The organism is Enterobacter cloacae complex sp. ESBL7, assembly GCF_041679625.1.
GTDB lineage: Bacteria > Pseudomonadota > Gammaproteobacteria > Enterobacterales > Enterobacteriaceae > Enterobacter > Enterobacter asburiae_B.
On sequence record NZ_JBGORN010000003.1, the window covers coordinates 492,210 to 512,311 of the forward strand.

Sequence of the window (20,102 nt, forward strand, 5' to 3'; positions counted from 1 at the left end):
GTCAAACCGCAGAGATATTCATTAATGATGATAAACCAGCCAGATAGTTAGCGGCTAATTTATTTGACAGACGGGGCGAAAAAGCGGAGATCCAGGAGCGGTCGCCGGATGGCGCTACGCTTATCCGGCCTACGGGTCTCCCCGCAGGCCAGCAGTCACGAAGATTATGCGTCGAACGGGTCGCGCAGGATCATCGTTTCAGTACGATCCGGGCCGGTAGAAATAATATCGATCGGCACTTCGGTCAGTTCTTCAATACGCTTGATGTAATCCAGCGCCGCCTGCGGCAGGCCACTACGCTCTTTCACACCGAAAGTGGTCTCAGACCAGCCCGGCATGGTTTCGTAGATTGGCTCAATGCCTTCCCAGTCGTCAGCAGCCAGCGGAGTGGTGGTCACTTCGCGGCCATCTGGCATACGGTAGCCTACGCAGATTTTCACTTCTTTCAGGCCGTCCAGTACGTCCAGCTTGGTCAGGCAGAAGCCAGACAGGGAGTTGATCTGCACTGCACGACGCACTGCAACCGCATCCAGCCAGCCGGTACGACGACGACGACCGGTGGTCGCGCCAAACTCGTTACCCTGCTTGCACAGGAACTCGCCGGTTTCATCAAACAGCTCGGTCGGGAATGGACCCGCACCCACGCGAGTGGAGTACGCTTTGATGATGCCCAGTACGTAATCCACATAACGTGGACCCAGGCCAGAGCCGGTCGCCACGCCACCTGCAGTGGTGTTAGAGGACGTTACGTACGGATAGGTACCGTGGTCGATGTCCAGCAGCGTACCCTGCGCACCTTCGAACATGACGAAATCGCCACGCTTGCGCGCCTGGTCCAGCAGATCGGACACGTCAACAACCATACCGGTCAGAATGTCAGCGATCGCCATGACGTCATCCAGCACTTTCTGGTAGTCAACAGCGTCAGCTTTGTAGAAGTTCACCAGCTGGAAGTTGTGATATTCCATCACTTCTTTCAGTTTTTCAGCGAAGGTTGCTTTGTCGAAGAGGTCGCCCACGCGCAGACCGCGACGTGCAACTTTATCTTCGTAAGCCGGACCGATACCACGACCGGTGGTGCCGATCGCTTTCGCGCCGCGCGCTTTCTCACGCGCTACGTCCAGCGCCACGTGATAATCCAGGATCAGCGGGCAGGCTTCGGAGAGCAGCAGACGCTCACGAACAGGGATACCACGGTCTTCCAGACCTTTCATCTCTTTCATCAGCGCAGCAGGAGACAGCACAACGCCGTTACCGATGATGCTGGTGACGTTATCACGAAGAATGCCTGATGGAATAAGATGGAGGACGGTTTTTTCACCGTTGATTACGAGAGTATGGCCTGCGTTGTGACCGCCCTGGTAGCGTACAACATATTTAGCCCGTTCAGTCAGAAGATCAACAATCTTCCCTTTACCTTCGTCACCCCATTGGGTGCCCAGTACGACGACGTTGTTACCCATTTTTTTCAAAATCACCGTTTGCTTAAAAATGGATTCTACCATCGCTTTTTCAGATATACAGCACTTTTTGACCTCAAAATACGCCGATTGCGTCTACTTTTTGATCAGCCAATCGTTTTCCTCAACATGTAGTAGATCACGATGCCCGCAACCACAAGACCGCCGCCAAAACGACGCAAAATATTATCCGGCAGCTGGCTCATCGTGGCGATCATTCGGCGCCAGGCACGCGGATAAAGCATCGGTCCAAGACCTTCCAGCACCAGGACCAGAGCCAGTGCGAGCCAGATCGTTGAATTCATTTTTATTCCTTATAAAAGAAAACCACCGCTCCGTTGAGAGCGGTGGTTTGAATACTCAAACGAGCCTGAGTTTATCGCGTTGCGTTAGTCGGCGTCTTCATATAACGGAAGAAATCGCTGTCCGGGCTGAGCACCATCACATCCTGGTTGCTCTGGAAGCTATTCTCGTAAGCGCGCAGGCTACGGATAAAGGCGTAGAAGTCAGGATCCTGGCTGAAGGCATCGGCGAACAGCTTCGCCGCTTCGGCATCGCCTTCACCGCGCAGGATACGGCCCTGACGCTCAGATTCCGCCAGCGTCTTGGTGACTTCGTAGTCCGCTGCGGCACGCAGCTTCTCAGCCTCTTCCTGGCCCTGTGAACGGTGACGACGGGCTACCGCTTCACGCTCGGCGCGCATACGGTTGTAAATCGCCTCGGACACTTCAACTGGCAGGTTGATCTGCTTGATACGCACGTCAACCACTTCGATACCCAGCGCAGCCATACTGTTCGGGTTGATCACCGGCACTTTACCGTTGGTCTCCGCCTGAACGCGTTCAGCCGCTTTGGCAATCGCATCATCTGCTGCCGGCGTTGAAACTTCATCTTCAGTGCCCGCTGTACCGGAGTTCAGCGCATCGCGAACTTCCAGGGTCAGACGACCACGGGAGTCGGTCACGATGTCTTTCACATCCAGACGACCAATCTCGGAACGCAGACGGTCAGAGAACTTACGTTTCAGCAGCACTTCTGCCTGAGAAACGTCGCCGCCGCCCGTTGCCAGGAAGTAACGGCTGAAATCGCTGATGCGCCATTTGATATAGGAATCAACGATCAGGTCTTTCTTCTCTTTGGTCACGAAACGGTCGGCCTGGTTATCCATGGTCTGGATACGCGCATCAAGCGTTTTCACGGACTGAATAAACGGTACCTTGAAGTGCAGACCCGGCTCGTAAATCACCGGGCGTTTGTCGCCATCACGCACGACGCTGCTGAACTGGAACTTGATCCCACGCTCGCCTTCTTTCACCACAAAGATCGAGGTATAAAGCGCGACCAGTACGATGACGATGATCGCAATAACTGACTTACGCATCCTTATTCCCCCTGACGCTGGTAGTCGTTACGCTGCGCGTTAGCACGGCGTTGGTCCATAATGTCACCATCGTTCGAAGAAGGCGTTGTGTTCGTGCTGGCGCTGCCTGTTGAGGCTGGCGGCAGACGCAGCAGGTTGTTCGCGCCGCTGGTGTCGCCTTTCGCTGCTGGTGCAGAACCGCCTTTCAGCATCTGATCCAGCGGCAGAACCATCAGGTTTCCGCCTTTACTGTCGTTAACCAACACTTTGCGGGTGTGGCTCAGCACTTTTTCCATGGTCTCGATATAGAGACGCTCACGGGTAATTTCCGGTGCCGCTTTATATTCCGGCAGGATTTTCGCGAAGCGGGCCACTTCACCCTGAGCTTCCAGGATGGTCTGCGTCTTATACGCGCGCGCTTCTTCCAGAATACGCTGCGCCTGACCGTTAGCGCGTGGCTGAACTTCGTTGGTGTACGCTTCTGCTTCACGGATGTACTGCTGTTCGTTTTCACGGGCAGCAATCGCATCGTCAAATGCGGCTTTCACCTCTTCCGGCGGACGCGCAGCCTGGAAGTTGACGTCCAGCAGGGTAATACCCATGTTGTACGGACGAATGGTCTCTTCCAGCTCGCGCTGGGTATCGCTACGAATAACGGTACGACCTTCGGTCAGAATACGGTCCATGGTGTATTTACCGATCACACCGCGCAGGGCGCTGTCGGTCGCCTGACGCAGGCTGTCATCGGCGCTGGTCACGCTAAACAGATAACGCTCAGGATCGGTCACGCGGTACTGCACGTTCATCTCAACGCGCACCACGTTTTCGTCAGAGGTCAGCATCACGCCAGAGGCGGCCAGTTCACGGACGGATTCCACGTTTACCGCGGTCACATCGTCAATGAAGGTCGGCTTCCAGTTCAGACCCGGCTCAACCAGATGGCTGAACTTACCGAAACGGGTGACTACGCCGCGTTCTGCTTCTTTAATGGTGTAGAACCCGCTGGCTGCCCAGATGATGACTACCGCAGCGGCCACGATGCCCACTACGCGGCCACCCATTGGCGGGCGCGAACTCTGAGTGGAATTGCCACCCGAGCCAGAACCTTTTCCTCCGCCAAGGCCACCAAGCTTCTTGCTCAGTTTGCGGAAGATATCATCCAGATCCGGCGGCCCCTGCTCGCGACCACCTTTGTTGCCATTTCCCTCAGAGTTGCCGCCAGGTTTGCTGCTTCCCCACGGGTCGCGGTCTTGTCCGTTATTACCGGGCTGATTCCACGCCATGTATATGCTCCATATTTGTTATGCAAGGGCGAATTATTCAGGCATCCCCTTTCTGATCAGACGATGTAGTCGACCAGCGCAGGTTCTTGTTTACAGAGGCGACGCCAGTCAACGATCGGCATACGCACCTGCATCCCCACGCTGCCGTCATCCTCCATCCACTCTTTTTCTATCGCCTGAAGCTGATAAAACCGGCTGCGCAGCCTGCCTTCCTGTGGCGGCAATCGCAGCGTGTGCTGAGCTACCTCACCGGAAAGACGTTCTGTCAAAGCCTGGAAAAGCAGTGGCACACCAATACCGGTCTGGGCAGAAAGCCAGACCCGAATCGGTTTGTTTTCTTCATCTCTGTCGATACGCGGTTCGAAATCGTCCAGCATATCGATCTTATTCATGACCAACAGCGTTGGGATCTCGTGGGCATCGATCTCTTCGAGCACCACGTTCACCGCGTCGATGTTCTCCTGCACGCGCACGTCTGCCGCATCAATCACGTGCAGCAGCAGAGTCGCCTGTCGCGTCTCCTGCAGGGTGGCTTTAAACGCCGCCACCAGGTCATGCGGCAGGTGGCGGATAAACCCTACGGTATCCGCCAGCACCGTTTCACCGACGTCTGCAACGTCAATACGGCGCAGCGTAGGGTCCAGGGTCGCAAACAGCTGGTCTGCGGCATACACCTGGGCCTCGGTTATCTGGTTAAACAGGGTGGATTTACCGGCGTTGGTATAGCCCACCAGCGACACCGTCGGGATGTCGGCTTTGGTTCGCGCCCGACGCCCCTGTTCACGCTGTTTCTCTACACGTTCCAGACGTGAAAGGATCTGGGTAATTCGGCCACGCAGCAAACGACGGTCGGTTTCGAGCTGGGTTTCACCCGGGCCGCGCAAACCAATCCCGCCTTTTTGTCTTTCAAGGTGTGTCCAGCCACGCACCAGACGCGTTGCCAGATGGCGCAGCTGCGCCAGCTCAACCTGCAGTTTCCCTTCGTGGGTACGTGCACGCTGAGCAAAGATATCTAAAATCAAACCCGTGCGATCGATAACACGGCATTCGCAAAGGGCTTCCAGGTTGCGCTCCTGGGCTGGAGACAGCGCATGATCAAACAACACGACTGACGCGCCGGTTGCTTTTACGGCATCCGCAATTTCGACTGCTTTACCTTCACCAACAAAATACTTTGGGTGCGGCGCTTTACGGCTACCGGTAATCACCTGCATTGCTTCGACACCGGCGGAAGAGACCAGAGATTCAAACTCCTGGAGGTCTTCCATATCTTTGTCTTGCGAAAAATAGATGTGTACCAGCACCGCCTGCTCACCGGCATCATAACGGTCAAACAAGCGTAAACCTCTCTAAAAAGATCAGCGGGGAACGCAGGATCCCTGGCTCCCCGTGTGGATAACAGTGCGAAACCTTATTCGGTCTCGTCGCTGTCCTGCGCCGGCGTTGAAGAACCCTGCGCGCTGCTGCCATGATGGTAGTTACTACCAGTGCCGCCGCCAGCGTTATTGCTGTGATGAGATACCGGACGGGACGGAACAACAGTAGAAATAGCGTGCTTGTAGACCATCTGACTGACCGTGTTTTTCAACAGAATCACAAACTGATCGAAAGACTCAATCTGACCTTGCAGCTTAATACCATTCACCAAATAAATAGAAACTGGAACACGTTCCCGACGCAATGCGTTCAGGAACGGATCTTGTAAAGATTGCCCCTTAGCCATTCTATCTTTTCCTTATATGCTTGTTTTGTACTTAGAACCTTGCGATTCTGAAAAATTGCGCACGATACGTCTCAATTGTACACATTCAGTGAGCGATATCACCAACAACCTCAATCACTTCGTTTAACGCCTGTTGCGGTTTTTCACTGTCTAACCAGTGAACCCCCTCCCAACCGCGCAACCAGGTGATCTGGCGCTTCGCTAACTGTCTCGTGGCGCAAACACCTCTATAAACCATTTCATCGTATGAAATCTCACCTTCAAGATACGACCACATCTGGCGGTATCCCACACAACGAATGGAAGGCATGTCCGTATGCAAATCTCCACGGGCAAATAGCGCCCGCACTTCTGCTTCAAAATCTGAAGCTAACATCTGATGAAAACGCTGCTCAATTCGCTGATGGAGCAGTTCACGGCTCGCCGGGGCGATGGCGAACTGATGCACCTGATACGGCAGAGCGTCTCCTGACGTTTGCGTCAGTTCCGTTAAAGTTTTACCCGAAATGAAAAAAACTTCCAGTGCCCGGGAAAGCCTTTGCGGATCATTTGGATGGATCCGTGCTGCAGCAACCGGGTCAATCTCCGCCAGTTGCTGATGCAAAACGTCCCAACCCTGCTCTGCCGCCTGCTGCTCAATTTTCGCTCTTATTTCCGGATCCGCGGATGGCAGAGGTGACAACCCCTCCAGCAACGCCTTGAAATAGAGCATGGTTCCGCCAACCAACAGCGGTATACGCCCCGCCGCCGTTATCTCGGCCATCTCGGCTAAGGCATCCCGGCGGAAATCCGCTGCGGAATAGGCCTGAGCCGGGTCGAGAATATCGAGCAAACGGTGCGGCGCCGCACGCAACTCTTCTGCGTCAGGCTTCGCCGTGCCGATGTCCATCCCCCGGTAGATGAGGGCGGAGTCGACGCTAATCAACTCTACAGGCAAAACTTTACGCAACTCAATGGCTAGCGCCGTTTTGCCGGAGGCCGTTGGGCCCATTAAAAAAATTGCCTTAGGCAGGCTCGCCTTACTTGCGTCAATCATGTTTCAGGGCGTTCATCGCCGTTTGTAAATCAACAGGTTGTAATAACCCACCCGGCGGCGTTTTCACCAGATGCGGACAGAGGCGTTCCACCTCCGCCAGCACGCTAATGGCCTGCGCCATACTCCACGGCGCGTGTTCGCTTGCCAGATGGCGGGCGATCCACTGCGCGGTGTTGGCGGCATCAAACGACGTTTGCTGCGCCAGGTAGCCTATCAGTTCAGGAATCAAGTTTTGTAAATTTTGTTGGCGTAAGGGTAAAGGCACTGCACGAATTGTCACATGTTGTGGTTCGAGCACGGTTTCAATACCCATTTGCGCCAGCTGCGGCTCTGCGCGCTGCAATACCCTCATTTCATCAGGGGATATTTTCAGGCGAACCGGAATTAATAACGGCTGCGCGCAGGCTGCATTTTCACCTGGCGTGAGCTGCACCTGCTTGAGCCAGCGTTCGGCGACCGGCAGGGCCAGAAGCATCAATTTGCCGTCACGTTCAAGCAGCGCCATATCCGGCGCGATAATCGTCAGCACCCGGCCAAAACTTTGGCTATGGCCGTCCAGAGAAGGCTGAGCGGCGGGAATGTGCTCTTTACGCTCCACGGCTGGCGTTTCCAGCAGCTTGCGGTACAACGCGCCCTGCTGCTTCTGATAGCCAGGCTGTGCATTCGGGTAGTTCGCGCCCGTTGGACGCGGTGCGCTCCCGGCCTGGGAGAAACGCGGAGCTTCCGGTTCACGCGCGACGGCAGGCTCAGCAAAATGGTTGCGCCCTGCCGCTACACGGTTTTCAGGCAGCGGACGCGGCGCAGGGGCGTCGTTCTCCAGCGGCAGCGTTGGCGCTGCCTGCTGCTGCAACACGGCGGCCACGCCCTGATAAATGAAGTCGTGAACCAGACGCGACTGGTGGAAACGCACCTCATGCTTGGCAGGATGAACGTTTACATCCACCTGATGGGGGTCGATTTCCAGATAAAGGACGAAAGCAGGCTGCTGATCGGCCCCGAGTTTGTCTTCGCAGGCCTGGCGAATCGCGTGATTGATGAGACGATCGCGCATCATGCGCCCGTTCACGTAGCAATACTGAATTTCAGAGAACGCAGCACTGCTCGCGTTTGGATCGGCAACCCAGCCGCGTAAAGCCAGATCGCCGTGCTGCCACTCAATGGCCAGAGCCTGTTCCAGAAACGGCGTCCCGCAGATAGCGCCCAGGCGACGCTCTTTCTGTCCACCTTCCGCCACCGCGCGGTACTGGCGCATCACCTTACCGTTATGGCTGAGGTTGATGGCGACATCGAATCGGGCGAGCGCAATACGGCGAATGATCTCGTCGATATGGCCGAACTCGGTCTTCTCGGTACGCATAAACTTGCGTCGGGCGGGGGTGTTGTAGAACAGATCCAGGACTTCCAGCGTCGTGCCGACAGGGTGCGCCGCGGGTTTGACCGTCACATCCATATCGCGCCCTTCGGCGTAAGCCTGCCAGGCTTCCTGCTGTTCAGCGGTACGGGAGGTCAGCGTTAAGCGCGAAACCGAGCTGATACTGGCCAGCGCTTCGCCGCGAAAACCGAGGCTAATAATCGCTTCCAGATCGTCCAGAGAGGCGATTTTACTGGTGGCGTGACGAGCCAGCGCCAGCGCCAGCTCCTCTTTTTTAATGCCACAGCCGTTGTCGCGAATGCGGATAAGCTTCGCGCCACCGCGTTCGATATCAATATCGATGCGGGTTGCGCCCGCATCGAGGCTGTTTTCCACCAGCTCCTTCACCACCGACGCAGGGCGTTCCACCACCTCACCGGCGGCGATTTGGTTCGCGAGCTGCGGCGGTAGAACCTGAATCGGCATGAATGCTCCTTAGTTGGTCGCGGTCATCTCACCCGGCAGCGCTGCGCTGGCCGTCTGTGCTGAGCCGCTCTGCGGCGCAGACTGCAGAGGATGCGCCTCAAAATATTTACGTAAACCGTTATAAATCGCTTCGGCAATTTGCTGCTGGTAACTGTCGCTTCCCAACAGACGCTCTTCACCGTTGTTACTGATAAAGCCCGTCTCTACAAGGATGGACGGAATATCCGGGGAGCGCAGAACGCCGAGGCTGGCATGTTCCGGACGGCGCTTATGCAGCACGCCAACGCTTTGCAGCTGGTTCAATACGTTAGTGGCGACATCATACCCGACGCGCTGCGAATGACCGAACTGTAAATCCAGCACCGCCTGGCTGAGGTACGGATCGGACTGGCTGTTCGCCAGCACGTCGCCCGCGCCGCCTAACAGTTCAGACTGCTTCTCGTGCTCTTCCAGCCAGTTGGCCATTTCGCTGTTAGCGCGACGGTTCGACAGCACCCAAACCGAGGCGCCGGTCGCGCTACGATTCGGTGCGGCGTCCGCATGAATAGAGACCAGGAAGTTCGCGTTTTGCTTACGCGCCACGTCCGAGCGTCCCATTACGGAGATAAAGTAATCCCCGTCGCGGGTCAATACGCCTTTAAACATCGGGTCGTCATTGAGCAGCGAACGCAGTTTACGCGCGATAGCGATAGTCACGTTTTTTTCTCGCGTGCCGCCAGGGCCAATCGCCCCCGGGTCTTCCCCACCGTGGCCCGCATCAATGGCGATAATCACTTTGTCACCGCTGACCGTCGCGCGTCGCGCGCTGGCCGCAGGACGCGTCACCGTATTGCTGCTGGTTGCCGCAGTAATGCGATCGTTCTGCGATTTAAACGGATTACGCGCAGGTTCAGAAGGACGCGGCGTATACACCGGTTCTTCCACGCGCTTCGCTACGACCGGCGGCGGTGGAGGCGGTGGCGGCGCGTCGGCATTGATGGTAAACACCACCGTATAGTTCGCCCCGTTTTGCTGCTTCACCGCCTTCGTTTTGCCCTTTTCGGTCAGATCGACCACCAGGCGTAACGACTGGCTATCCTGCGGCGTTCCCGAACGGATACTTTTCACCAGGTTGTTACCGCTGAACCGCAGCGGTAGCCCCTGGATCACGCCTGTTTGTTTGATATCCAGCGCCACGCTGTGGCTGTCTGGCTGTGAGAACGCATATTCAGGATCGCCCATAAAGCTGAACGTGATCCGGGCCTGGCTTTCGCCGTTTGATACCTGAATATCTGAGAGGTTTGCCGCCCCGGCCTGCGCGCACAGCAGCACGGTGGCAGCCAACAACCAACCTTTAACGCGATTTATCATCCCGTCATCCCTACGCTTAACCGGCCAGTCGCGCCAGTAAGGAACTGCCTGATGAGGAAACAGCACTGATGCGCGCCTCACGCCCTTGTGCCTGGTAATCTAAGTGAATTTCGACATCCGGGTCAGGCAGCACACCCGCACCTTGTTGCGGCCACTCCACCAGGCAAATGGCGTCGTTGGCAAAATAATCACGGATCCCCATAAATTCCAGCTCCTCAGGATCCGCAAGGCGGTATAAATCGAAGTGGTACACCATGAGATTTTCAAGGGTGTACGGTTCTACCAGCGTGTAGGTTGGGCTTTTCACATTCCCGTTATGCCCTAACGCCTGCAAAAAACCCCGGCTGAAGGTGGTTTTACCCGCACCTAAATCACCATACAGATAAATGACGGTTGCCCCCTGACAGGCCTGCGCCACGCGCTTGCCGAGTTCTAAAGTGGCTTGTTCATCAGGTAAAGGAATCGCTCGATTAGTCATTTTCTACGTCAATCACATCCGGGTTAACAACACGCCGCAGCGTGCAAAAAAGATCGGTGGCCAGCATGCCGCGTGTACCGTAACGCGCGGCCAGTTTATCCGCCGCGACACCGTGGGCCACGCAGCCCGCGCAGGCTGCATCATAAAGGGGAAGTTTCTGTCCAAGCAATGCGCCAATGATGCCGGAAAGCACATCGCCCATGCCGCCGCTTGCCATGCCCGCATTTCCGGCATCAATAATGCCCTGCGTCTCGTCACTGGCGACAACGGTTCCTGCCCCTTTCAAAACAGCAACACCTCCGTAACGTTTTACCAGACGCTGAGCAGAAAGTAAGCGATCGCTTTCAATTTCTGCCACGCTGCAGTTAAGCAGGCGCGCGGCTTCGCCGGGGTGTGGCGTCAGAATGCGATTGTGACGCTTATCGGGGTTTATTGCCAGAAGGTTAAGCGCGTCGGCATCCCACAGCATCGGTTTACGAAAATTCTCGACCTTTTGCAGGGCCTGTTTACCCCATGCCTGCTGCCCAAGCCCGGGGCCAATCACCACCACGTCCGCCCATTCCAGACTTTCTTCAAGCGCCTGAGGCGTAAGCTCATGGACCATCAGCTCCGGTCGGGCCGTAACGATCGGCGCTATATTCTCAATGCGAGTGAGTACTCGCACTAATCCGGCACCGCTGCGCAGAGCCGCTTCGCCGGTCATGCGAATTGCACCTGCCGTACCATGGTCGCCGCCAATAATCACCAGCCTGCCGTGATCGCCCTTATGGGACGTTGGTCGGCGCGGCGGGAGCCACGCAGCAAGCTGGGATGCATCAAAACGCGCGAGGTGCGTTTCCTGCCCGGACATCCAGCTCTCCAGCCCCAGCGCATGGTGGTGCAGCACGCCAACAACGTCTCGTGCTTTACCGGTCAGTAGCCCCGGCTTGAGGGCGATGAAGGTCACCGTATTTGCAGCCTCAATGACAGCTCCCGGCGTCGCGCCGGTTTGAGCAATCAGGCCAGAGGGAATATCCAGGGCGACGACCGGCGCGGAATGTCTGTTAGCGTGTTCAATAAGGGCGGCAATGTTCTCGCGAGGCGCACTGCGTAGCCCGGTACCCAGCAGACCGTCAACAATCAGATCCACCTCTTCCGGCCAGACGATATCAGGCGCATGAATCACGCCGCCTGCGTTAAGCCACGCCTCCCGCGCCGCGCAGGCCTCTTCCGGCAGCGGTTTATCACTCTCCAGGGCCAGCAACGTCACGCGGATACCTGCCGCAACCGCGAGACGGGCGACGACATAGCCGTCGCCGCCGTTATTGCCGTGACCGCATAGAATCATCCAGCGGGCGGCCTGAGGGTACGCGCTGCGGGCAACGTTAAACGCCGCCTCCCCCGCGCGCAGCATCAGTTCATAAAGGGTAATCCCGAGGCTGTCTGCGGCCTCTTTTTCGGCGCGCCGGAGGTCATCCGCATGCCAGATGGAATGTGGTATACTTGCGGGGTTTTTCTTCACCGTATGGTCCGTCATGTCACAGCCCCTCGATCTCAATGAATTAGCGCAAAAAATTAAACAGTGGGGTGCTGAGCTTGGCTTCCAGAAGGTGGGCATTACCGATACCGACCTTTCCGCCAGCGAGCCAAAACTGCAGGCCTGGCTGGACAAACAATACCACGGCGAAATGGAGTGGATGGCGCGTCATGGCATGATGCGCGCCCGCCCTCACGAGCTTTTGCCGGGCACATTACGCGTCATCAGCGTGCGCATGAATTATCTGCCCGCCAACGCGGCCTTTGCGCGCACGCTAAAAAATCCCGCTCTGGGTTACGTCAGCCGGTACGCCCTGGGACGTGATTACCATAAGCTCTTGCGTAACCGTTTAAAAAAACTCGGGGAAACTATTCAGCAGCACTGTGTTTCGCTGAATTTTAGACCCTTTGTCGATTCTGCGCCTATTCTTGAGCGCCCGATCGCCGAAAAAGCCGGGCTTGGCTGGACAGGTAAGCACTCACTTATCCTTAGCCGCGACGCCGGATCGTTCTTCTTCCTGGGTGAACTGCTGATTGATTTACCGCTGCCGGTAGACGGCCCGGTAGAAGAAGGCTGCGGACGCTGCGTGGCCTGCATGACCATCTGCCCGACGGGTGCCATCGTCGAGCCTTACACCGTTGATGCGCGCCGCTGCATCTCCTACCTCACTATCGAACTGGAAGGAGCCATTCCAGAGGAATTTCGACCGCTTATCGGCAACCGCATCTACGGCTGCGACGACTGCCAGCTGATCTGCCCGTGGAACCGCTATTCGCAGCTCACGGACGAAGAGGATTTCAGCCCGCGTAAGGCGCTGCATGCGCCGCAGCTGGTTGAGTTATTCGCCTGGACCGAAGCCTGGTTCCTGAAAGTGACGGAAGGTTCGGCCATTCGCCGTATCGGTCATCTGCGCTGGCTGCGTAATGTTGCCGTCGCGCTGGGTAATGCCCCGTGGGATGAAGCGAATATTCGGGCGCTTGAAAGCCGTAAAGGTGAGCACCCACTTCTTGATGAACACATAGAATGGGCGATTGCGCAGCAAATAGAGAAGCGTAATGCCTGCACGATCGAGGTGCAGCTACCGAAGAAACAGCGTCTGGTGCGGGTGATTGAAAAAGGGCTTACGCGGGATGCCTGAACTATTCACAGCCTGTGAATAAAATTACAAACTCAAGCGCCATCTGGGCTGGAGAAGAGGTCAAGTGATCTCAATAACATTTTGAAATGAAAATTTATTTACTAAATACAGCGCGTTACAAAGATATTATTCACCCTGCTAAGTTTTAATCCTGTTACGGTTAAGCGTAGTTTCTGTGGATAACTCTGTTCACAAGAGTATTTCAGAGACAATAGAAAACGTCCCCAACGACTCTTTTCGCTGTGGATATTTTAGAGATTAAGAAGAATTTGGAGCGGGAAACGAGACTCGAACTCGCGACCCCGACCTTGGCAAGGTCGTGCTCTACCAACTGAGCTATTCCCGCTTGGGTGGTCCGTGCTTTAGAAGCACTTTCAAATTTTGGAGCGGGAAACGAGACTCGAACTCGCGACCCCGACCTTGGCAAGGTCGTGCTCTACCAACTGAGCTATTCCCGCTTGGGTGGTCCGTGCTTTGGAAGCACTTTTCAAATTTTGGAGCGGGAAACGAGACTCGAACTCGCGACCCCGACCTTGGCAAGGTCGTGCTCTACCAACTGAGCTATTCCCGCAAATCTGCACTGCTTTTGTTGCTGTCGTAACGTGTAATTCTCTGTCGTTACGGGAGGCGCATTATACGAGAAATCCTTTTAGCTGCAACCCCCCTTAAAGCGATTTTTTCGAAATTAAGTTCAAATGCTTAATTAATCGGCAAGCTGAACAATTTAACGACAAAAACCCGGCCACGCAAGGCGCCGGATCGCAAAATCACAGCTTAATAAAGTTTTCGCGGTAGTAGGAAAGCTCCGCCACGGACTCACGGATATCGTCCATCGCCTGGTGAGTCCCCTGCTTTTTGAAGCCGTCGAGGATTTCAGGCTTCCAGCGACGCGCCAGCTCTTTCAGGGTGCTGACATCCAGATAGCGGTAGTGGAAATATGACTCCAGCTCCGGCATGTACTTAAACAGGAAACGGCGATCCTGGCCGATGCTATTCCCACAGATAGGCGATTTGCCTGCCGGAACCCACTGTTTCAGGAACTCAAGCGTCGCCAGCTCCGCCTCGCGATCTCCGAACGTGCTCGCCTTCACGCGCTCTACCAGGCCACTGCCGGTGTGGGTGCGCACGTTCCATTCATCCATCAAAGCCAGCTGGTCGTCGGACTGATGCACCGCAATCGTTGGCCCTTCAGCCAGGATATTCAGGTTAGCGTCCGTCACCAGCGTTGCAATTTCAATGATGCGATCGCGCTCGGGATCCAGCCCGGTCATTTCGAGATCGATCCAAATCAGGTTGTTTTCATCCGCGCTCATGTTATTTTCCACCCTTCTCGCATAACCGGCAGTAGCAGGTTAACTAGTATTAATTAGAGTGTATCATAGAGGTTTTGCCCCTTACGGGCGACCAGGAGCCAGCGCGATTGAGTAAAAATAAACTCTCCAAAGGGCAGCAGCGCCGCGTAAACGCCAACCACCAGCGCCGTCTTAAAACCACTTCGGAGAAGCCGGATTATGACGACAACCTGTTTGGTGAAGCGACAGAAGGCGTAGTCATCAGCCGTTTCGGTATGCATGCCGATGTCGAATCCGCCGACGGGGATATTCACCGTTGCAATATCCGTCGTACCATCCGTTCACTGGTTACCGGCGATCGCGTGGTCTGGCGACCGGGTAAAGAGGCGGCGGAAGGCGTTACGGTAAAAGGTATCGTTGAAGCGGTTCATGAGCGCACGTCCGTGTTAACCCGTCCCGATTTCTACGACGGGGTCAAACCCATTGCCGCCAACATTAACCAGATTGTTATCGTATCGGCGATTTTGCCCGAACTTTCGCTCAACATTATCGACCGATATCTCGTCGCCTGCGAAACGCTGCAGGTTGAACCGATTATCGTGTTGAACAAAATCGATCTGCTGGATGACGACGGCATGGCCTTCGTGAATGAGCAGATGGATATCTACCGCAAGATTGGTTACCGCGTGCTGATGGTCTCCAGCCACACCAAAGATGGCCTTAAACCGCTGGAAGAGGCGCTGACCGACCGCATCAGCATCTTTGCTGGCCAGTCCGGCGTGGGTAAATCGAGCCTGCTGAACAACCTGCTCGGCCTCCAGCAAGAGATCCTGACCAACGATGTGTCCAACGTCTCTGGCCTGGGCCAGCACACCACCACCGCCTCGCGTCTGTATCATTTCCCGCACGGCGGCGACGTGATCGACTCCCCGGGGGTGCGTGAGTTCGGTTTGTGGCACCTTGAGCCGGAACAAATCTTTAACGGATTTGTCGAATTCCATGATTATTTAGGCGCCTGTAAATACCGCGACTGTAAACACGATAACGACCCTGGCTGCGCTATCCGTGAAGCGGTTGAGAAAGGCGAGATCGCGGAAACCCGCTTCGAGAATTACCACCGCATTCTTGAGAGCATGGAAGACGTAAAAACGCGTAAAAACTTTTCTGATTCTGATAACTGACAACTAAGCTAAGCATCGCTAAAATCGTCCCCTTTTTTCAGGTTCCGGCGGCTTAACGCCGGATCAGGAACGACAAAACAATGGCCTGGAGGCTACCTTGTTAAACGCATTTAAACTTTCGCTTCAATACATTCTGCCAAAACTGTGGCTCACTCGCCTGGCGGGCTGGGGCGCAAGCAAACGCGCGGGCTGGCTGACCAAACTGGTCATCGACCTTTTCGTAAAATATTACAAGGTCGATATGAAAGAGGCGCAGAAGCCGGATACCGCCAGCTACCGCACCTTCAACGAGTTCTTCGTACGCCCGCTGCGTGACGAAGTGCGCCCGCTGAACACCGACCCTAACGTCCTGGTGATGCCGGCAGACGGCGTGATCAGCCAGTTGGGTAACATTGAAGACGACAAAATCCTGCAGGCGAAGGGCCATAACTACAGTCTGGAAGCGCTGCTGGCGGGTAACTACCTGATAGCGGATCTGTTCCGGAACGGTACGTTTGCCACCACCTATCTTTCACCGCGCGACTATCACCGCGTGCATATGCCGTGTAACGGTATCCTGCGTGAAATGATTTACGTCCCGGGCGACCTGTTCTCCGTAAACCACCTGACAGCGCAGAACGTACCGAACCTGTTTGCCCGCAACGAGCGCGTCATCTGTCTTTTCGATACTGAATTTGGCCCTATGGCGCAGATTCTGGTGGGTGCGACCATCGTAGGCAGCATCGAAACCGTCTGGGCCGGCACCATCACCCCACCGCGCGAAGGCGTGATCAAACGCTGGACCTGGCCTGCCGGTGAAGCGGAAGGCTCGGTGGCCCTGCTGAAAGGTCAGGAGATGGGTCGCTTCAAGCTGGGCTCTACCGTAATCAACCTGTTTGCGCCGGGCAAAGTGAAGCTGGCTGAACAGCTCGAAAGCCTGTCGGTCACCAAGCTGGGCCAGCCGCTGGCGGTCTCTACCGAAACCTTCGTTACGCCGGATGCAGAACCAGCGCCGCTACCGCAGGAAGAGATCAACGCCGAGCACGACGCCAGCCCGCTGGTTGACGACAAAAAAGACGAAGGCTAACAACAGAAGGATCGCTGACGTGCGCCCGATTATCGTTCTACTGATGGCCTGGTGCCTCAGCATGGGGGCGTACGCAGCGACAGCCCCCGACGCCAAACAGATAACCCAGGAACTGGAGCAGGCAAAAGCGGCTAAACCCGCTCAGCCAGAGACCGTCGAGTCGCTCCAGGCTGCCCTGAACGCGCTTGAGGAGCGAAAAGGCTCTCTTGAGCGCGCTCAGCAGTATCAGCAGGTTATCGACAACTTCCCCAAACTCTCGCAGACGCTGCGCGCGCAGCTCAATAATCTGCGTGACGAACCGCGCGACGTGCCCGCAGGCATGACCTCCGACGCCCTGAACCAGGAGATCCTGCAGGTCAGCAGCCAGCTTCTGGAAAAGAGCCGCCTTGCCCAGCAGGAGCAGGAGCGAGCGCGTGAAATTGCCGACTCCCTCAGCCAGCTTCCGCAACAGCAAACCGACGCCCGCCGCCAGCTTAATGAAGTTGAGCGTCGCGTGGGTACGCAAAGCGGCAATACGCCACAGGCTCAGGCCCAAAATCTGGGCCTGCAGGCAGAATCGGCTCGCCTGAAGGCCCTTGTCGATGAGCTGGAGCTGGCGCAGCTTTCCGCCAATAACCGCCAGGAACTGTCGCGGATGCGCTCTGAACTCGCTCAGAAGCAGAGCGAGCAGCTGGATGCGTATCTCCAGGCCCTGCGCAATCAGCTCAACAGCCAGCGCCAGCGTGAAGCGGAGCGCGCGCTGGAAAGCACCGAACTGCTGGCGGAAAACAGCGAAAACCTGCCTGCCGGTATCAACGAACAATTCAGGGTCAACCGCGAGCTTTCTGCCGCACTGAATCAGCAGGCGCAGCGCATGGATCTGGTTGCATCCCAGCAACGTCAGGCGACCAATCAAACCCTTCAGGTTCGCCAGGCGCTCAACACCCTGCGCGAGCAGTCCCAGTGGCTCGGGTCATCAAACCTGCTGGGCGAAGCGTTACGCGCCCAGGTCGCGCGCCTGCCGGAAATGCCGAAGCCGCAGCAGCTGGATACCGAGATGGCCCAGCTGCGCGTTCAGCGCCTGCACTTTGAAGATCTTCTCAATAAACAGCCGCAAATCCGCCAGATCCGTCAGGCTGACGGCCAGCCCCTGACCAGCGAGCAAAACCGTATTCTGGAAGCCCAGCTGCGTACCCAGCGTGAACTGCTGAACTCTCTGCTCCAGGGCGGGGATACGCTGATTCTGGAGCTGACCAAGCTAAAAGTCTCCAATAGCCAGCTGGAAGATGCGCTGAAAGAGGTGAACGAGGCTACGCACCGTTATCTCTTCTGGACGTCCGACGTGCGTCCGATGACCTTCTCGTGGCCGATTGAGATTGTCCAGGACCTGCGCCGCCTGATTTCGCTGGACACCGTCAGCCAGCTGGGACAGGCCAGCGTGATGATGTTTACCAGCAAAGAGACCATTTTCCCGCTGCTGGGGGCGTTGATTCTGGTGGGCTTCAGCATTTACTCGCGCAGACATTTCACCCGCTTCCTGGAGCGTTCCAGCTCCCGGGTCGGGAAAGTCACCCAGGATCACTTCTGGCTGACGTTGCGCACCGTATTCTGGTCGATTCTTGTTGCCTCTCCGCTGCCGGTGCTGTGGATGACGCTGGGGTATGGCCTGCGGGAAGCCTGGCCCTATCCGCTCGCGGTCGCGATTGGCGATGGCGTCACCGCCACGGTGCCGCTGCTGTGGGTGGTCATGATTTGCGCCACCTTCGCGCGCCCCAATGGCCTGTTTATCACCCACTTTGGCTGGCCGCGTAATCGCGTTGCGCGCGCCATGCGTTACTACCTGATGAGCATCGGGCTGATTGTGCCGCTGATTATGGCGCTGATCATGTTCGATAATCTCAACGACCGGGAATTCTCAGGCTCGCTGGGGCGCCTCTGCTTTATGCTGATATGCGGGGCGCTGGCCATCGTCACGCTCAGCCTGAAACGCGCGGGTATTCCGCTCTATCTCGATAAATCCGGCAGCGGCGAAAACATGTTCAACCGGCTGCTCTGGAACCTGCTGCTTAGCGCGCCGCTGTTTGCGATGCTGGCAGCAGCGGTAGGCTATCTGGCAACCGCGCAGGCGCTGCTGGCGCGGCTGGAAACCTCGGTGGCCATCTGGTTCCTGCTGCTGGTGGTGTACCACGTGATCCGCCGCTGGATGCTGATCCAGCGCCGCCGTCTGGCCTTTGACCGAGCCAAGCATCGCCGGGCGGAGATCCTCGCCCAGCGCGCGCGGGGTGAGGAAGAGCCAAACCACGTCAACAGTACGGAAGGCACAACGGAAGCGGACGAAGTCGAACTGGATCTGGATGCCATCAGTACCCAGTCCCTGCGCCTGGTTCGTTCCATCCTGATGCTGATTGCCCTCCTGTCGGTGATCTTCCTGTGGTCAGAGATCCACTCCGCGTTTGGCTTCCTGGAGAACATCTCGCTCTGGGACGTGACGTCTACGGTGCAGGGTGTTGAAAGCCTGGAGCCGATTACCTTAGGGGCGGTGCTGATTGCCATTCTGGTGCTGATCATCACCACGCAGCTGGTGCGCAACTTCCCGGCGCTGCTGGAGCTGGCGCTGCTGCAGCATCTGGATTTAACGCCGGGGACGGGCTATGCGATTACGACCATTACCAAATATCTGATCATGCTGTTTGGCGGGCTGGTTGGCTTCTCGATGATCGGTATTGAGTGGTCGAAGCTGCAGTGGCTGGTGGCGGCCCTTGGTGTAGGGTTAGGTTTTGGTTTACAGGAGATCTTCGCCAACTTCATCTCTGGCCTGATCATTCTGTTCGAAAAACCGATCCGTATTGGCGATACCGTAACGATCCGCGATCTGACCGGCAGCATCACGAAGATCAACACCCGTGCGACGACGATCAGCGACTGGGATCGGAAAGAGATCATCGTGCCAAACAAGGCGTTTATTACCGAGCAGTTCATCAACTGGTCGCTGTCAGACTCCGTTACCCGCGTGGTGCTGACGGTACCGGCGCCGTCGGACGCCAACAGCGAAGAGGTCACCCAGATCCTCTACACTGCCGCTGAGCGCTGTTCGCTGGTCATCGACAACCCGGCACCGGAAGTATTCCTTGTGGATTTACAACAGGGGATCCAGATTTTCGAGCTGCGCATCTACGCCGCCGAAATGGGACACCGTATGCCGCTGCGCCATGAGATCCACCAGCTGATTCTGGCGGGCTTCCGCGAGCACGGTATTGATATGCCGTTCCCACCGTTCCAGATGCGTCTCGAAAGCCTGGACGGGCGTAAAACGGGAAGAACGCTGACGTCAGCGGCGCGTACGCGCCCGGCGGGAAGTTTGTAAGGTAAGCAGTGCAACCCTCTCCTACGGGAGAGGGTTAAC

General features: G+C 56.5%; 16 protein-coding genes and 3 tRNA genes. 4 read left to right on the top strand and 15 right to left on the bottom strand.

Annotated elements, in window-relative coordinates:
- Positions 1 to 164: 164 nt before the first annotated feature.
- The 11 genes from ACERY3_RS15700 to nnr all read right to left on the bottom strand — a co-directional run bounded on the left by ACERY3_RS15700 (position 165) and on the right by nnr (position 12,043).
- Positions 165 to 1,463 carry an adenylosuccinate synthase gene (locus ACERY3_RS15700; RefSeq protein ID WP_024907332.1) on the bottom strand — a complete coding sequence of 433 codons (1,299 nt, stop codon included), beginning with the start codon at positions 1,461 to 1,463 and terminating at the stop codon, positions 165 to 167.
- Positions 1,464 to 1,567: 104 nt separating this feature from the next.
- The gene (locus tag ACERY3_RS15705; protein WP_003855996.1) at positions 1,568 to 1,765 is read right to left on the bottom strand and encodes a DUF2065 domain-containing protein; all 198 of its coding nucleotides are present in this window, start codon (positions 1,763 to 1,765) and stop codon (positions 1,568 to 1,570) included.
- A 71-nt stretch (positions 1,766 to 1,836) separates the two neighbouring features.
- Positions 1,837 to 2,841, bottom strand: coding sequence for a protease modulator HflC (gene hflC, locus ACERY3_RS15710; RefSeq protein ID WP_023334250.1), 1,005 nt, complete (start codon positions 2,839 to 2,841; stop codon positions 1,837 to 1,839).
- A 2-nt stretch (positions 2,842 to 2,843) separates the two neighbouring features.
- Entirely contained in the window at positions 2,844 to 4,103 is a 1,260-nt protein-coding gene (gene hflK, locus ACERY3_RS15715; protein WP_023310137.1) for an FtsH protease activity modulator HflK, read from the bottom strand.
- A 56-nt stretch (positions 4,104 to 4,159) separates the two neighbouring features.
- Positions 4,160 to 5,440, bottom strand: coding sequence for a ribosome rescue GTPase HflX (gene hflX / locus ACERY3_RS15720; protein WP_023310136.1), 1,281 nt, complete (start codon positions 5,438 to 5,440; stop codon positions 4,160 to 4,162).
- A gap of 74 nt (positions 5,441 to 5,514) precedes the next feature.
- The gene (gene hfq, locus ACERY3_RS15725) at positions 5,515 to 5,826 is read right to left on the bottom strand and encodes an RNA chaperone Hfq (RefSeq protein ID WP_023334248.1); all 312 of its coding nucleotides are present in this window, start codon (positions 5,824 to 5,826) and stop codon (positions 5,515 to 5,517) included.
- An 85-nt stretch (positions 5,827 to 5,911) separates the two neighbouring features.
- Positions 5,912 to 6,862: a tRNA (adenosine(37)-N6)-dimethylallyltransferase MiaA gene (miaA, locus tag ACERY3_RS15730; protein WP_023310135.1), complete on the bottom strand. Its 951-nt coding sequence runs from the start codon at positions 6,860 to 6,862 to the stop codon at positions 5,912 to 5,914.
- Positions 6,855 to 8,699 (bottom strand): DNA mismatch repair endonuclease MutL, encoded by a 1,845-nt coding sequence (mutL, locus tag ACERY3_RS15735; RefSeq protein ID WP_373225954.1) that lies wholly within the window; start codon positions 8,697 to 8,699, stop codon positions 6,855 to 6,857. The genes miaA and mutL overlap by 8 nt, the downstream gene beginning before the upstream one ends.
- A gap of 9 nt (positions 8,700 to 8,708) precedes the next feature.
- A complete protein-coding gene (amiB, locus tag ACERY3_RS15740) occupies positions 8,709 to 10,049 on the bottom strand; it encodes an N-acetylmuramoyl-L-alanine amidase AmiB (RefSeq protein ID WP_033144462.1) in 1,341 nt (446 codons plus the stop codon).
- Positions 10,050 to 10,065: 16 nt separating this feature from the next.
- The gene (gene tsaE / locus ACERY3_RS15745) at positions 10,066 to 10,527 is read right to left on the bottom strand and encodes a tRNA (adenosine(37)-N6)-threonylcarbamoyltransferase complex ATPase subunit type 1 TsaE (RefSeq protein ID WP_013095283.1); all 462 of its coding nucleotides are present in this window, start codon (positions 10,525 to 10,527) and stop codon (positions 10,066 to 10,068) included.
- Entirely contained in the window at positions 10,520 to 12,043 is a 1,524-nt protein-coding gene (gene nnr, locus ACERY3_RS15750; protein ID WP_373225956.1) for a bifunctional ADP-dependent NAD(P)H-hydrate dehydratase/NAD(P)H-hydrate epimerase, read from the bottom strand. Before nnr ends, tsaE begins: the two co-directional genes overlap by 8 nt.
- Here nnr and queG point away from each other — a divergent pair.
- Complete coding sequence (gene queG / locus ACERY3_RS15755; RefSeq protein WP_373225958.1) at positions 12,042 to 13,181, top strand: tRNA epoxyqueuosine(34) reductase QueG; 1,140 nt, start codon at positions 12,042 to 12,044, stop codon at positions 13,179 to 13,181. The genes nnr and queG overlap by 2 nt on opposite strands.
- 270 nt (positions 13,182 to 13,451) lie before the next feature.
- Here the strand turns inward: queG and ACERY3_RS15760 are convergent.
- The 4 genes from ACERY3_RS15760 to orn all read right to left on the bottom strand — a co-directional run bounded on the left by ACERY3_RS15760 (position 13,452) and on the right by orn (position 14,494).
- Positions 13,452 to 13,527, bottom strand: a tRNA-Gly gene (locus tag ACERY3_RS15760).
- 36 nt (positions 13,528 to 13,563) lie between these two features.
- A tRNA-Gly gene (locus tag ACERY3_RS15765) sits at positions 13,564 to 13,639 on the bottom strand.
- Positions 13,640 to 13,676: 37 nt separating this feature from the next.
- Positions 13,677 to 13,752 (bottom strand) — tRNA-Gly (locus tag ACERY3_RS15770).
- Positions 13,753 to 13,948: 196 nt separating this feature from the next.
- On the bottom strand, positions 13,949 to 14,494 hold the full coding sequence (gene orn, locus ACERY3_RS15775) for an oligoribonuclease (RefSeq protein ID WP_023310130.1): 546 nt from the start codon (positions 14,492 to 14,494) through the stop codon (positions 13,949 to 13,951).
- A 107-nt stretch (positions 14,495 to 14,601) separates the two neighbouring features.
- Here orn and rsgA point away from each other — a divergent pair, with 107 nt between their 5' ends.
- The 3 genes from rsgA (at position 14,602) to mscM (ending at position 20,063) form a co-directional block, all read left to right on the top strand.
- Positions 14,602 to 15,654 (top strand): small ribosomal subunit biogenesis GTPase RsgA, encoded by a 1,053-nt coding sequence (rsgA, locus tag ACERY3_RS15780; RefSeq protein WP_023334242.1) that lies wholly within the window; start codon positions 14,602 to 14,604, stop codon positions 15,652 to 15,654.
- Between the two features lie 97 nt (positions 15,655 to 15,751).
- Positions 15,752 to 16,720, top strand: coding sequence for an archaetidylserine decarboxylase (gene asd, locus ACERY3_RS15785; RefSeq protein ID WP_058840427.1), 969 nt, complete (start codon positions 15,752 to 15,754; stop codon positions 16,718 to 16,720).
- 19 nt (positions 16,721 to 16,739) lie between these two features.
- The gene (mscM, locus tag ACERY3_RS15790; protein WP_039261016.1) at positions 16,740 to 20,063 is read left to right on the top strand and encodes a miniconductance mechanosensitive channel MscM; all 3,324 of its coding nucleotides are present in this window, start codon (positions 16,740 to 16,742) and stop codon (positions 20,061 to 20,063) included.
- The last annotated feature ends 39 nt before the right edge of the window (positions 20,064 to 20,102 follow it).